This is a genomic window from Pseudophaeobacter sp. C1-32P7, assembly GCF_041008775.1.
In the GTDB taxonomy this organism is placed as follows: domain Bacteria; phylum Pseudomonadota; class Alphaproteobacteria; order Rhodobacterales; family Rhodobacteraceae; genus Phycobacter; species Phycobacter gallaeciensis_A.
Genome location: NZ_JAXGFR010000004.1, coordinates 309,109 through 322,231, shown reverse-complemented (window position 1 = coordinate 322,231; position 13,123 = coordinate 309,109). Strand labels below are relative to the sequence as shown.

Here is a 13,123-nt window from a genome sequence, read left to right as displayed (position 1 = left end):
GCGCAGGGCAGAGGCGTCTTTCGATCCCGGCCAGTCCGGGGGAGGCAATAAGTCAGGCCGGGCTATGGTGTCCGATCAGTTACCGTAGGCGTGCAGCCGGGCAATGTTGCTGATATCGCAGCGCCGCACGCCGATATCGGCCAGCTCGCGGTTGGACAGGTTTTCCAGTTCCGCATAGGTGCGCCGATATTCGGACCAGCGGGCCAGAGTGGTGCGGAAGTTCGCAACTGCGGCGCGGATGCGGGCGCCAAAGGAATAGGTCTGGGTAGCGGAAGTTGTATAGGCCATCGTCGTCGTCCTTGATCTCGGCAAAACCGGGATCCCTTCCCGGCTGGTCGTTCATGTCTGTTTTGTGACACCGGGGAGATAGGTCGCATTTCATGACCTAACAACCGACACTAGCGTTTGACCGCTATGCGTTTTCGGAATAGCTATAAAACAGGCGATAATGGGGATTTTGCCCCCATCCATGCAGATAATCGCAAATCTCCCGAGAAATCCGTTGAGTTACGTGAACTGCTTCACACTTCGCGCTTGCGCATCGTGATAGCGGGCAGCGAATTGTAACAGTTTTTTAACAAGGCGGTTTCGGAATGATTGCGAGTCGGGACCTCGGTATAGCTACCTCTTATCTCAACTCAGGGGCCTACAAACCGGCCCTGAAGATTGCAAAACGCCTGCAAAAGACGACTCCGCGGGATCCACAGCCATTTAACATCGCTGGCATCTGTCTTTCGGCCATGAACAAGCTGCCCGAGGCGATCGCACAGTTTCAGCGCGCGATGAAGATTGACCCCGGCTTTGTTGACGCCCGGCACAACCTTGCACAGACGTTGATTCTGGCAGGGCGCCACGCTCAGGCGGTCAGGGTCGTCGAACCCTTGCGTGATGGCGACGCGACAGCCTGTTTTTTTCTGGCTCAGGCCCATGTGCAACTGGGCGATCTCACCGCGGCAGAGGTTGCGATCAATCAAGCGGTGACCTTGCGCCCGTCATTTGCGCCTGCCCAAAATCTGCGCGGCCTGATCCTTGCCAACCTCGGCGAAGAGACGGATGCAATCGCGGCCTACGAAGCGGCGCTAGCGCTCGATCCGAACAACGTGGAAACCCTCGTCAACATCAGCCTCCCGCTGGCCCGCCAGAACAGACACGCCGAAGGCCACGAGATGGTTGAACGCGCCGTTCAGCTCGCGCCCGAGCACATTGGTGCCCGGCTCCGGCTCGGAACCTCATTCATCGAGGCCGGACGGTTCGAAGAGGCCAAAGAACAATTCCGGGCTGTCCTGGCCCTGCAGCCCGCGCAGACACAGGCGTTTGAACAATTGTCGCTGTTGCTCGACAGGGACGAGATGAAAACCCTGGTCGGCCCCGCACAAAAGGCGCTCGGCAAACTCCGCTCAGGCTCGGTCGAAGCTGCCGAACTGCAGTTTGCCTTATCCCGGATCGAAGATGCCACTGGCGACCGGCAGGCCGCCGCCAAGGCGCGCGAGCGTGCAAACGGTATCCTTGCAAAACAAATGCCCTATGACGCAGAGGAGGACACCCGGCAGACTGAGCGCATCCTGAGCCGCTTTCCGGACATCACTCCCTCTCCGACCGACAAACCCGACGGACCATATCCCATCTACGTCCTCGGCCTACCCCGCTCCGGCACCTCGCTGGTCGAGGCAATGCTGAGCCGCCTGCCAAATGTGGAAACGATGGGCGAACGCGCGGCAACCGGGTTTCTGGTTCAGGATTTCGTGAGCAACGACATTCCGTTTGATGCCGAGGCGGCGCGCATCTTTGCCCATAAAGATGCAGCGCGGCTGCCCCCCTGCCCTGACGATACCCGCGCCTATGTCGACAAGATGCCGGAAAACTACCGCTACATCGGGTTTCTCAAAACGGCCTATCCGCATTGCAAGATCGTGCACGTACGGCGTGACCCACGCGACGTGGCCTTGTCGATGTGGAAATCGCACTTCACCGGTACAGCCCTGTCCTACACCTACGACCAGACGGCCTTGGCGTGGCGCGTCGGCCTATATGCGCGCCTCATGCATCACTGGCAAACCGTATTCCCGGATCAGATCCTGACGGTCGACTACGAAGACCTTGTTGCAGACCCGGTGGCGGGCAGCCGCGCAATTGCAGAATATTGCGGACTGGATTGGACCCCGGAAATGGCCGCGCCAGAAGGCAGCAGCGCCCCGACATTGACGATGAGTGCATCGCAGATCCGCCAGCCGGTTCACCAAAGATCCATTGGCAGTTGGCGTGCGCAGGCCGATGAACTGGCTGAATTCCTTGAGGCCCTAGACACGAGCCTCTGGCCGGATCTCGCGGACTGATCTGACGCCTCCGCGCCCAGTTCACTTTTCGCAAAGCCCAGCAGAGACCGTTCAAACGAAAAACGCCCCCGCAATGCGGAGGCGTTTGTCAGACTATGCCGGGTAAGGCTTAGCCTTTTTCTTCGACGATCTCGACCATGTGCGAAATCTTGTTGATCATGCCACGCACGGCCGGGGTGTCTTCCAGCTCGCGGGTTTTATGCATCTTGTTGAGGCCCAGACCGATCAGCGTCTGACGCTGTTTGGCGGGGCGACGGATCGGGGAGCCGATCTGCTTTACAACGATGGTTTTAGCCATGTGTCCGTCTCCTTACGCTTCAGCGGCTTCGGCAGCCGGTGCTTCGTCCCGCTTGGGCAGGATGTCGGCGACCTTTTTGCCACGACGCTGTGCAACGGCACGCGGGCTCTGCTCTTTGGTCAGGCCGTTGATGGTTGCGCGGATCATGTTGTAGGGGTTCTGCGAGCCGATCGACTTGGACACAACGTCCTTGACGCCCAGCATTTCGAACACGGCACGCATCGGACCACCGGCGATGATACCGGTACCTTCCGGAGCGGTGCGCATGACGACCTTGCCGGCACCGTGACGACCGTTCATGTCGTGGTGCAGGGTGCGGCCTTCTTTCAGCGGCACACGGATCATCTGACGCTTGGCCTGCTCGGTCGCCTTGCGGATGGCCTCGGGCACTTCTTTCGCCTTACCCTTGCCAAAGCCGACGCGGCCTTTCTGATCGCCTACGACGACGAGCGCGGCAAAGCCGAAGCGCTTACCGCCTTTAACGGTTTTCGACACGCGGTTGATCGCAACCAGGCGATCTGCAAATTCCGGTGTTTCTTCTTCGCGGCGGCCACGGCCACGGCGGTTTTCACGTTCTGCCATGAGGCATTCCTTTCTGACTGGCGCGTCCAACAGGCGGGGCGCCGGTTATCTCAATCCTGGTGAGGGACCCCATGCAGGCTCCCTCCCGGATCATCGGGGCGGCGAAACCGCCGCCCGCAAGTCTTAGATCTTCAGACCACCTTCACGCGCAGCGTCGGCCAGAGCCTTCACCTTGCCGTGGAACAGGAAGCCGCCACGATCGAAATAGGCCTCGGAGACGCCTGCCGCCTTGGCACGCTCGGCGATAACCGAACCCACTTTGGTGGCTGCTTCGACGTTGTTCTTGCCAACGAAGCCGAGATCTTTTTCCAGGGTCGAGGCCGCTGCCAGGGTCTTGCCCTGCACATCGTCGATCAGCTGAACCGAGATGTTCTTGTTCGAGCGGTGCACGGACAGGCGTACACGGCCTGCGTTGACCTTGCGAAGTTTGTTCCGGACGCGCAGGCGACGCTTCAGAAACAGGGTACGTTTGCTGTTTGCCATTTTGCTTGTCCTTACTTCTTCTTGCCTTCCTTGCGGAAGATAAACTCACCCTTGTAGCGGATGCCTTTGCCTTTGTAGGGCTCGGGACGGCGCCATTCGCGGATTTTCGCCGCGACTTCGCCCACCTGCTGCTGGTCGTTACCTTCCACAACGATTTCGGTCTGCTTCGGTGCGGTAATGGTGATACCTTCCGGAGCTACGAAGTCGACGTCGTGGCTGTAGCCGAGGTTCAGTTTCAGGGTGTTGCCCTGAACCTGCGCCCGGTAACCCACACCCTGGATCTCCAGCTCTTTTTTGAAGCCGGTGGTCACGCCGGTCACGAGGTTCGCGACCATGGTGCGGGACATGCCCCACTGCTGACGGGCACGTTTGGACTTGCCGCGCGGCTCGACCATTACAACGTTGTCGTCAACGGACAGGGTGACGTCGTCGGTGGCGGTGAAGCTACGGGTCCCTTTCGGGCCTTTCACTTCTACGGTCTGGCCGGATACCGAAGCGGAAACGCCGCTGGGCAGTGCGACCGGTTTTTTACCAATACGGGACATCTGTAAGCCTCCTTAGAAGACGGTGCAGAGCACTTCGCCGCCGACGTTGGCTGCGCGTGCGTTTGCGTCCGACATCACACCCTTGGGGGTGGAGACAATCGACACGCCCAGGCCCTGACGGACCGACGGGATGTCATTGACGCCCATGTAAACGCGACGACCGGGTTTGGAAACCCGCTTCAGTTCACGAATGACAGGTTCGCCATCGAAGTATTTCAGGCTGATTTCAATAGCCGGGTGGCCATTTTCACCAGTGGTCTTCTCATAGCCGCGGATGTAGCCCTCGTCCGCCAGCACATCCAGAACCCATGCCCGCAGCTTGGAAGCCGGGGTCAGGACGGTGGATTTACCGCGCAGCTGAGAGTTACGGATACGGGTGAGCATATCGCCGATAGGATCGTTCATATCTGTCTCTCCCTTACCAGCTCGATTTCACCATGCCAGGGATCTGGCCGTTCGAGCCCAGTTCCCGCAGAGCGATACGGCTGATCTTCAACTTACGATAGTAAGCGTGCGGACGGCCGGTCAGCTGGCAGCGATTGTGCAGACGAGTTGCCGACGAGTTGCGCGGCAGTTTCGCCAGTTTCAGACGCGCTTTGAAACGCTCTTCCATCGGGCGGTTTTCGTCATTCGCGATTTCTTTCAGCTCGGCGCGCTTTGCGGCATATTGTGCCACCAGGCGCTCGCGCTTCTTTTCGCGTTCGATCATGCTTTTCTTAGCCATGTCTCTTCCTTCCCGCGCTTAGCTGTTGAAGGGCATGTTGAAAGCTTTCAACAGCGCCTTTGCTTCCGCGTCGGTTTTCGCGGTGGTGGCAATCACAATGTCCATGCCCCAGGGCTCATCGATCTTATCGAAATCGATTTCCGGGAACACCATGTGCTCTTTCAGGCCCATGGCGTAGTTGCCACGACCGTCGAACGAGTTACCCGATACGCCGCGGAAGTCACGGATACGAGGCATTGCGATGGTGATCAGGCGGTCCAGGAATTCGTACATCCGTTCGCCGCGCAGGGTCACCTTGGCGCCCATCGGCATGCCTTCGCGAACGCGGAAGCCGGCGATGGAGTTCTTGGCCACAGTGGTCAGAGCTTTCTGGCCCGCGATTGCGGTCAGGTCAGCCTGGGCCGACTTGGCTTTCTTGCTGTCTTTGACGGCAGCACGACCACAGCCGATGTTCAGAACGATCTTGTCCAGCTTGGGGATCATCATCTCGTTCTTGTAGCCGAATTCCTCTTTCAGGGCGCCACGGATGGTGTCCTTGTAGAGATCCTTCAGACGCGGGGTGTAGTTAGCGGAATCAAGCATCGATCACGTCCCCCGTGGTCTTGGCAAAACGCACTTTCTTGTCGCCTTCCATGCGGAAGCCAACGCGGGTTGCTTTGCCGTTTGCGTCCAGCAGAGCCAGGTTCGACAGGTCGATCGGCAGTGCCTTGGGCAGCCGGCCACCCTGTGCAGTCTGGGACTGACGGGTGTGGCGGATCGCCATGTTCACGCCGTCAACAACAGCTTTACCGGCTTTGGGATCAACGGAGGCGATGGTGCCTTCTTTGCCCTTGTCCTTACCGGCCAGCACGACGACCTTGTCGCCTTTGCGGAGTTTAGCAGCCATGATTACAGCACCTCCGGAGCAAGCGAGATGATTTTCATGAAGTTCTTCGCGCGCAGCTCACGAACAACCGGGCCAAAGATACGGGTACCGACCGGCTCGTTGTTGTTGTTCAGGATAACGGCAGCGTTGCGATCGAAACGGATCGCGGTACCGTCTTCGCGGCGGACTTCTTTGGCGGTACGTACGACGACGGCCTTACGGACGTCACCTTTCTTTACGCGACCGCGCGGGATGGCTTCCTTGACCGAGACGACGATGATGTCGCCAACGGATGCGTATTTACGCTTGGAACCACCCAGAACCTTGATGCACTGAACTCGGCGAGCGCCGGAGTTGTCAGCGACATCCAGATTTGTTTGCATCTGGATCATGTGGTTTCTCCCGACCTTTGGGGCAGCGATGCGTGCTGTGATCCCCCAGGGTTTCGACTGTGCTAAAAAGCCTAGTCGCCAGGAGCCTCAAGTGAGGCTCTTAGGCTTCCAGAACTTCCCAGCGTTTCGTTTTCGATTTCGGCGCGCATTCGATGATGCGTACGGTGTCGCCGACCTTGAAAGCGTTCTTTTCATCGTGAGCCCGATACTTCTTGGACTTACGGATGGTTTTCTTCAGAACCGGATGCGTAAAGCGGCGCTCGACGGAAACGGTAACGGTTTGTGCGTTTGCGTCGCTGGTCACAACGCCTTGCAGGATACGTTTGGGCATCTCAGAGGCTCCTTATTCAGCTGCCGCAGCGGCTTTTTCGTTCAGGATGGTTTTAACACGGGCTGCGTTACGGCGCGCGTTGCGCACTGCAGCGGTGTTTTCCAGCTGACCGGTTGCCTGCTGAAAGCGCAGGTTGAAGCTCTCTTTTTTCATGGAGGCAAGCAGATCGCGGAGTTCATCCACGGTCTTTTCGCGCAGATCATTGGCGTTCATCGCCTTTGTTCCTTTTCCTTGGCACCAGAGGGCCCCTTTTGATGGGTCACCCTTACGTCTGGTGGGTTATGTAGCCCGCGCCCGAAGAGTTCAGGGCACAGAAAATGGATCACCGCGACTCATCACTGAGCGCGGTGATGGGTTCATATAGGAGAGTTGGTGGTTGGGGGCAAGGGAAAGATGCAGCTTGTGCCAAACGGGCGGCAGAGAACCACACAAGTCTATGCGCACAACTCAGTACGCCGTTTAAAGTCAGCCTGGAACGGGCTGACTGCCCGGGCCGCGCCCAACCCTCCCGACAGGGAGGCGCTTCACGCCCGCCCAGGGTCAGGCACTGCACTCATGTTGCGCAAATCCCAAGCAAGCAATGGACTCCGCCCGTTCGCGCCTGAAATGATCCCCCAGATCACTTCCAAGACGGCGCTCACTCCCACTTATAGTTGAAGCTCACCGAAATCCGCTCTTCCTCGGCCATGTTCAGCGGCACCTCATGGCGGATGAAACTTTCCCAGAGCAGCACATCGCCCACCTTGGGAGACTGATAGACGAATGTCTTCAGCTCCTGACGGCAGTCCTTGCGGCGCGGCGGGTGGGCCATCATCATCGCGTGGCGCGGGTCTTCCAGCTTCAGGGCGCTAGCGCCTTCGGGCATCGACACATATGTGGTGCCGGAGATTGCCGAATGCGGGTGGATATGGCTGGCGTGTGTACCGCCCTCGGGCAGAATGTTGATCCAGAGATCCTCCAGCACCAACGCGCGATCATCCAGATCCAGTTCCAGGTCCTCGGCAAAAGCCGCCACATGGGCATCCAGCGATTTCACCAGATCGGCGAAGATCGGGAACCGCCAGGGCAGATCCGTCAGCGAGGCATAGGAGGTATAGCCAGGATAGCCGTTCTCCTCGCACCAGTCCTGCCCGGCTTCATCATCACCGGCGATGACAAGGCAGGAGTTTTCAAGTTCGCCTGCGTCGATGTTCGGCCCGTGTTCGGACAAAGCAGCGCGGTAGAGACGGGTAACGAAGAGAGAGTCGATCTGTGCCATAGCTGCCTTTTATCCCTGCCCGGCGCACTTTTGCGAGTCCCAATTGGCTGCACCCCGCGCAATGGAATCCACTGCGGACAACGCCCACCACATTACAACATATATCAGCACGGCCAGCCATGACACTCTGGCAACCCTGCCATGCCCAGACCGCCACTGGGGCGCAACACAATATTAGCGCGGCACTGCTACCCTGACCCAGTATGACCTGAGTTCCGGTTGTCACCTAGCATCCCTATCTACCGAGTGCCCCACTATGAAGTTCAAAGTATCCATCAATCTCGCCATCCTGTCGATCATCGTGCTGGCCGCCGGCATCATGTTCACCCTGGCGGGCATTTCTCTTTATACCCATCAGGTTCGCGACGACATGCAAGTCCGGGCCGCTGAGATCGAAGCGGTCGACATGTCTCTTGTCGATCTGGAGCAGCAGTTTCTTTCGGCCCGCCGTGCTGAAAAGGATTTCCTACTGCGGAAGGACGAAAAGTACACTGAGCGCCATGCCGCGATCATGGATCAACTGGCCTCGACCTTTGACGGCCTGAAGCAAAATATCGCGCAGGTTCCCGAACTGCGGTCTACTGCCGTCACGCTGCCTGAACTGGAAACCGCGATCGCCGCTTATGGGGCAGCCTTTCTAAGTCTCGCGGTCAGCAACCGGCGCCTGGGGCTTGATGAAAACGACGGACTGCAGGGCAATCTGCGGACTGCGGTGAAGAACGTCGAGACCGAGTTGCAGGGCCTCGAACAGCCCGAGATGCAGGTCAAGATGCTGATGATGCGCCGCCACGAGAAGGACTTCATCATGCGCAAGGATCCGAAATACCTGGATCGGTTGAATGCACGTGTCGATGAGTTCCACGCCTTTCCCGAAAGCTATTACGCGGATCGCGCGCAGTTTCAGTTGATATCGGATCTGATGGACACCTATTAGACGTCTTTTGCGGCCTATGTTGATGAGACCCTGAAAGAACAGGATCTCCGGAAACAGATGTCAGAAACCTATGCAGCTGCGGAACCTTTGGTCGAAGCCCTGCACAAAGAGTCCCGTATCGTCATGAGTCAGATCCTTGCCGACACTGCCGCGATCAGCGAACAGGCCGCCAGTAACTCGACCCGCGCAGGTCTGGGCGGCGCAGCTGTTTTCATTGTGCTCGCGCTGCTTCTGGCCCGCGGGATTTCCCGGCCCCTGAAACGCACTGACAGGGTTCTGAAAAAGATGCGGGAAAACGATTTCACCCCTGCACTGCCCGTGACCCCTATCCGAGAAATCTCGGCAATCGCCGAGGCGGTTGGTGACTTCCGCAAGGACGAAGAGATTAAGCACCGTATGACCAAGGACATCGCCCGCGTCATCGACGCCTGCGCCGAAGGTGACTTTTCCAAACGGGTCGATACCGCTGGTAGCAGCGGCATGTTCGCAGAACTGGGCAACGGAGTGAACGCCATTGGCACCGTCGCCGAAAGGGGATTGAAGGACGTTCAAGAGGTGATCGGCGGTCTGGCAACCGGTGACTTGAACCAGGCGATGCAACCGGGGCAAAAGGGCGTGTTCCGGGAAATCTCTGATGCGATTGACCACCTGACCAACAGCCTTGATGGCATGATCCGGCAACTGACCGGCAGCAGTGAAATGCTGAACAACACCGCCAACGAGATTTCATCCGCCATGAACGATGCCTCGCGGCGCGGCGAAACCTCAGCCGCCGCGCTGGAAGAAACCGCCGCCGCGCTGCAGACCGTCAGCGACACGGTGCGTGACACGGCCTCCAGCGCGCAGGACGCCAAATCGCTGGTCGACAATGCGCAGAACAATGCAGAGGGCACCCGCTCGATCGCAGAACAGACCGTCACGGCCATGCAACGGATCAAGGACTCCTCGGATGCGATTTCCAAGATCACCGACATGATCGACGATGTCGCCTTCCAGACCAACCTGCTGGCGCTGAACGCCGGGGTCGAAGCCGCCCGCGCCGGAGAAGCTGGACGCGGCTTTGCCGTGGTTGCCTCTGAAGTCCGCGCGCTGGCACAGCGCTCATCGGATGCCGCTCAGGAAATCAACAACCTGATCAACACCAGCCGGGGCGAGGTCACCGTCGGCGTGAAGCTGGTCGACGAGACTGGCGAGTCCCTTGCAAAGATCGTTCAGACCATCATCCAGGTCGTGGAGCGCATGAATACGATTGCCGACAATACGGTGGAGCAGTCCAACGGGCTTGACTGAAGTCAATGTCGCTGTCGACTCGCTCGACAAAGACTCCCAAAAAAGTGCGGCCATGCTGGAGCAAACATCCGCTGCGGGTCAGCTGTTGCAACAGGAGGCCCACCGCCTGTTCGAGGCAATCTCGGGCTTCCGCCTGAAAGGCAGCCCCGCGCACCATGGCTCTGCCCCAGCCGCCCAGCAGCAAGACGATTGGGCCGCATAGGCCGGACGCTCTGGTCCTGCCCCCCGGCTTGACGCCTTGACGCGCAAGACGATGGCCCTCTCTGCACTCCGCCGAGCGGGCCATTTACTGCCTTCCCGACACTACGCAGCGCACCACGCCATACTGCCGTTCGCCTCAGGAAGGCAGACGGATTTTCCGGGAGTGACCACAAAGAAAAACCCCCGCCAATTTCTCGGCGGGGGTTTCTGATTTTCCAAAGAGCCTGGGCTTACCAGTCTTCGCGAACCACGACGCGGGTCTTGATCGGCAGCTTCATCGCAGCAAGGCGCAGAGCCTCGCGGGCGATGTCGTCATTGACGCCATCGATTTCGAACATCACGCGACCGGGCTTCACTTTGCATGCCCAATAGTCGACGGAACCTTTACCTTTACCCATACGAACTTCGACGGGCTTGGAGGTTACCGGGGTATCCGGGAAGATCCGGATCCAGACACGACCCTGACGCTTCATGTGACGGGTCATGGCGCGACGTGCGGCTTCGATCTGACGGGCGGTTACGCGCTCGGGCTGCAGAGCCTTGAGACCGTAGGTGCCGAAGTTCAGGTCAGAACCACCTTTGGCGAGACCGGAAATCCGGCCTTTGTGCATTTTGCGGAATTTCGTACGCTTTGGTTGAAGCATCTCATCCCCTCCTTAGCGACGACCGCCACCAGCACCACGGGGTGCAGGGCCGTCCTGGATTTCCTGAGACTTACGATCACGCGCCTGCGGGTCATGCTCCATGATCTCGCCTTTGAAGATCCAGACCTTGATCCCGATGATCCCGTAGGGGGTCATGGCTTCGGAGTGAGCGTAATCGATGTCGGCGCGCAGGGTGTGCAGCGGCACACGACCTTCACGGTACCATTCGGTACGGGCGATTTCAGCACCACCCAGACGACCCGCGACGTTCACCCGGATACCCAGGGCGCCCATGCGCATTGCGTTCTGAACGGCACGCTTCATCGCGCGACGGAAGGACACACGACGTTCCAGCTGCTGAGCGATGGACTCGCCAACCAGCTGTGCGTCCAGCTCGGGCTTGCGCACTTCAACGATGTTGAGGTGCAGTTCCGAGTCGGTCATCGCTGCCAGCTTCTTGCGCAGGACCTCGATATCGGCGCCTTTTTTGCCGATGATCACGCCCGGGCGCGCGGTGTGAATGGTCACACGGCACTTCTTGTGGGGGCGTTCGATGATCACGCGGGCCACACCGGCCTGCTTGCACTCTGCCTTGATGAACTCACGCAGTTTCAGATCTTCCAGCAGAAGATCACCGTAGTCCTTGGTGTCGGCGTACCAACGGCTGTCCCAGGTGCGGTTCACCTGCAGGCGCATGCCGACCGGATTGACTTTATGTCCCATTAGGCTTGCTCCTCAACTTGACGCACCTTGATGGTGATCTCAGCGAACGGCTTCAGGATCTTGCCGAAACGACCACGGGCCCGCGGGCGACCGCGTTTCATGGTCATGTTCTTGCCAACCCATGCCTCGGCGACGATCAGTTCATCGACGTCCAGGTTGTGGTTGTTCTCGGCGTTCGCGATGGCGGACTGAAGGCATTTCTTCACGTCCTGCGCGATCCGCTTGTTCGAGAAAGTGAGGTCGGTCAGAGCCTTGTCCACTTTCTTGCCACGGATCATCTGAGCCACCAGGTTCAGTTTCTGCGGGCTGGTCCGAAGCATGCGGGTTTTCGCCATTGCTTCGTTGTCGGCCACGCGGCGGGGATTTTGTACCTTGCCCATGACTTACTTCCGCTTCGCTTTCTTGTCCGCAGCATGACCATAATAGGTCCGGGTCGGCGAATACTCACCGAACTTCTGACCGATCATGTCTTCCGAGACGTTGACAGGGATGTGTTTCTTGCCGTTGTACACACCAAACGTCAGACCCACGAACTGGGGCAGAATGGTGGAACGACGCGACCAGATCTTGATCACTTCATTGCGGCCCGATTCACGCGCAGCTTCGGCTTTCTTAAGCACATAGCTGTCGACGAAAGGACCTTTCCATACAGAGCGAGACATAGATTAACGTCCCTTCTTCTTGGCGTGACGCGAGCGGATGATCAGCTTTTGCGACGCTTTGTTTTTGTTGCGGGTGCGCTTACCCTTGGTCGGCTTACCCCACGGGGTCACCGGGTGACGACCACCCGAAGTCCGGCCTTCACCACCACCGTGCGGGTGGTCGATCGGGTTCATAACGACACCACGGACCGAGGGACGCTTGCCCTTGTGGCGCATACGGCCAGCTTTACCGTAGTTCTGGTTGCTGTTGTCAGGGTTGCTGACGGCACCAACGGTGGCCATGCATTCCTGACGGACCATGCGCAACTCGCCCGAGGACAGGCGGATCTGAGCGTAGCCACCATCACGACCAACGAACTGAGCATAAGTACCGGCTGCACGGGCGATCTGGCCGCCTTTGCCGGGCTTCATTTCGATGTTGTGAACGATGGTACCGATCGGCATGCCCGAGAACGGCATTGCGTTGCCCGGCTTGATGTCTGCCTTCGCGGAGGCGATGACCTTGTCACCTACTGCCAGACGCTGCGGAGCAAGGATATAGGCCTGCTCGCCGTCTTCGTACTTCACCAGTGCGATGAAGGCAGTACGGTTGGGGTCATATTCAATGCGCTCGACGGTCGCGGCGACATCAAATTTATTCCGTTTGAAGTCAACGATCCGGTAAAGACGCTTTGCGCCACCACCACGGCGGCGAGAAGTGATCCGTCCGGTGTTGTTCCGGCCGCCCGATTTGGTCAGACCCTCAGTGAGAGACTTGACCGGACGCCCTTTCCAAAGCTCCGAACGGTCGATCAGAACCAGCCCACGCTGGCCCGGCGTCGTCGGTTTATACGACTTAAGTGCCATGCTTTCTGTCTT

General features: G+C 58.8%; 22 protein-coding genes. 4 read left to right on the top strand and 18 right to left on the bottom strand.

All coding sequences use genetic code 11. The features are described from left to right. Positions 1–75 precede the first annotated feature (75 nt). Positions 76–288 carry a DUF1127 domain-containing protein gene (locus SM763_RS08365; protein ID WP_368998206.1) on the bottom strand — a complete coding sequence of 71 codons (213 nt, stop codon included), beginning with the start codon at positions 286–288 and terminating at the stop codon, positions 76–78. A 305-nt stretch (positions 289–593) separates the two neighbouring features. Between SM763_RS08365 and SM763_RS08360 the strand changes: the two genes are divergently transcribed. Then, positions 594–2,333, top strand: coding sequence for a tetratricopeptide repeat-containing sulfotransferase family protein (locus SM763_RS08360; protein WP_368998205.1), 1,740 nt, complete (start codon positions 594–596; stop codon positions 2,331–2,333). Positions 2,334–2,442: 109 nt separating this feature from the next. On the opposite strand, the gene rpmD is transcribed toward SM763_RS08360, so the two are convergent. The 12 genes from rpmD to SM763_RS08300 form a co-directional block, all read right to left on the bottom strand. Continuing rightward, positions 2,443–2,631: a 50S ribosomal protein L30 gene (gene rpmD, locus SM763_RS08355; protein WP_065271456.1), complete on the bottom strand. Its 189-nt coding sequence runs from the start codon at positions 2,629–2,631 to the stop codon at positions 2,443–2,445. A 12-nt stretch (positions 2,632–2,643) separates the two neighbouring features. After that, on the bottom strand, positions 2,644–3,213 hold the full coding sequence (gene rpsE, locus SM763_RS08350; RefSeq protein ID WP_065271457.1) for a 30S ribosomal protein S5: 570 nt from the start codon (positions 3,211–3,213) through the stop codon (positions 2,644–2,646). Between the two features lie 123 nt (positions 3,214–3,336). Beyond that, positions 3,337–3,696 carry a 50S ribosomal protein L18 gene (rplR, locus tag SM763_RS08345; protein WP_065271458.1) on the bottom strand — a complete coding sequence of 120 codons (360 nt, stop codon included), beginning with the start codon at positions 3,694–3,696 and terminating at the stop codon, positions 3,337–3,339. Positions 3,697–3,707: 11 nt separating this feature from the next. After that, positions 3,708–4,241, bottom strand: a complete 534-nt coding sequence (rplF, locus tag SM763_RS08340) for a 50S ribosomal protein L6 (RefSeq protein WP_065271459.1) — start codon at positions 4,239–4,241, stop codon at positions 3,708–3,710. A gap of 12 nt (positions 4,242–4,253) precedes the next feature. After that, a complete protein-coding gene (rpsH, locus tag SM763_RS08335; RefSeq protein WP_065271460.1) occupies positions 4,254–4,646 on the bottom strand; it encodes a 30S ribosomal protein S8 in 393 nt (130 codons plus the stop codon). A 13-nt stretch (positions 4,647–4,659) separates the two neighbouring features. Continuing rightward, positions 4,660–4,965 (bottom strand): 30S ribosomal protein S14, encoded by a 306-nt coding sequence (gene rpsN / locus SM763_RS08330; protein ID WP_065271461.1) that lies wholly within the window; start codon positions 4,963–4,965, stop codon positions 4,660–4,662. 18 nt (positions 4,966–4,983) lie between these two features. Beyond that, positions 4,984–5,547 (bottom strand): 50S ribosomal protein L5, encoded by a 564-nt coding sequence (rplE, locus tag SM763_RS08325; RefSeq protein WP_065271462.1) that lies wholly within the window; start codon positions 5,545–5,547, stop codon positions 4,984–4,986. Next, a complete protein-coding gene (rplX, locus tag SM763_RS08320) occupies positions 5,540–5,851 on the bottom strand; it encodes a 50S ribosomal protein L24 (protein ID WP_065271463.1) in 312 nt (103 codons plus the stop codon). Before rplX ends, rplE begins: the two co-directional genes overlap by 8 nt. 2 nt (positions 5,852–5,853) lie before the next feature. Further along, positions 5,854–6,222: a 50S ribosomal protein L14 gene (gene rplN / locus SM763_RS08315; protein ID WP_005621870.1), complete on the bottom strand. Its 369-nt coding sequence runs from the start codon at positions 6,220–6,222 to the stop codon at positions 5,854–5,856. A gap of 100 nt (positions 6,223–6,322) precedes the next feature. After that, positions 6,323–6,553, bottom strand: coding sequence for a 30S ribosomal protein S17 (gene rpsQ, locus SM763_RS08310; protein ID WP_008555996.1), 231 nt, complete (start codon positions 6,551–6,553; stop codon positions 6,323–6,325). 12 nt (positions 6,554–6,565) lie between these two features. After that, a complete protein-coding gene (rpmC, locus tag SM763_RS08305; protein ID WP_065271464.1) occupies positions 6,566–6,766 on the bottom strand; it encodes a 50S ribosomal protein L29 in 201 nt (66 codons plus the stop codon). A gap of 424 nt (positions 6,767–7,190) precedes the next feature. Next, complete coding sequence (locus SM763_RS08300; RefSeq protein WP_368998204.1) at positions 7,191–7,811, bottom strand: TIGR02466 family protein; 621 nt, start codon at positions 7,809–7,811, stop codon at positions 7,191–7,193. A gap of 256 nt (positions 7,812–8,067) precedes the next feature. Between SM763_RS08300 and SM763_RS08295 the strand changes: the two genes are divergently transcribed. From SM763_RS08295 to SM763_RS08285, 3 genes are read left to right on the top strand one after another with little or no spacing between them, the layout of a single operon-like run. Then, on the top strand, positions 8,068–8,745 hold the full coding sequence (locus tag SM763_RS08295) for a hypothetical protein (RefSeq protein WP_368998203.1): 678 nt from the start codon (positions 8,068–8,070) through the stop codon (positions 8,743–8,745). A gap of 57 nt (positions 8,746–8,802) precedes the next feature. Then, on the top strand, positions 8,803–10,035 hold the full coding sequence (locus tag SM763_RS08290) for a methyl-accepting chemotaxis protein (RefSeq protein ID WP_368998202.1): 1,233 nt from the start codon (positions 8,803–8,805) through the stop codon (positions 10,033–10,035). Positions 10,036–10,087: 52 nt separating this feature from the next. Further along, positions 10,088–10,237: a hypothetical protein gene (locus SM763_RS08285; RefSeq protein WP_368998201.1), complete on the top strand. Its 150-nt coding sequence runs from the start codon at positions 10,088–10,090 to the stop codon at positions 10,235–10,237. Between the two features lie 229 nt (positions 10,238–10,466). On the opposite strand, the gene rplP is transcribed toward SM763_RS08285, so the two are convergent. From rplP to rplB, 5 genes are read right to left on the bottom strand one after another with little or no spacing between them, the layout of a single operon-like run. Beyond that, positions 10,467–10,880 (bottom strand): 50S ribosomal protein L16, encoded by a 414-nt coding sequence (rplP, locus tag SM763_RS08280; protein ID WP_065271467.1) that lies wholly within the window; start codon positions 10,878–10,880, stop codon positions 10,467–10,469. A 12-nt stretch (positions 10,881–10,892) separates the two neighbouring features. Then, positions 10,893–11,603 carry a 30S ribosomal protein S3 gene (rpsC, locus tag SM763_RS08275; protein WP_065271468.1) on the bottom strand — a complete coding sequence of 237 codons (711 nt, stop codon included), beginning with the start codon at positions 11,601–11,603 and terminating at the stop codon, positions 10,893–10,895. Then, entirely contained in the window at positions 11,603–11,983 is a 381-nt protein-coding gene (gene rplV, locus SM763_RS08270) for a 50S ribosomal protein L22 (RefSeq protein WP_065271469.1), read from the bottom strand. The genes rpsC and rplV overlap by 1 nt, the downstream gene beginning before the upstream one ends. A gap of 3 nt (positions 11,984–11,986) precedes the next feature. Continuing rightward, positions 11,987–12,265 carry a 30S ribosomal protein S19 gene (gene rpsS / locus SM763_RS08265; protein ID WP_065271470.1) on the bottom strand — a complete coding sequence of 93 codons (279 nt, stop codon included), beginning with the start codon at positions 12,263–12,265 and terminating at the stop codon, positions 11,987–11,989. A gap of 3 nt (positions 12,266–12,268) precedes the next feature. Then, on the bottom strand, positions 12,269–13,111 hold the full coding sequence (rplB, locus tag SM763_RS08260; RefSeq protein WP_065271471.1) for a 50S ribosomal protein L2: 843 nt from the start codon (positions 13,109–13,111) through the stop codon (positions 12,269–12,271). Positions 13,112–13,123 lie beyond the last annotated feature (12 nt).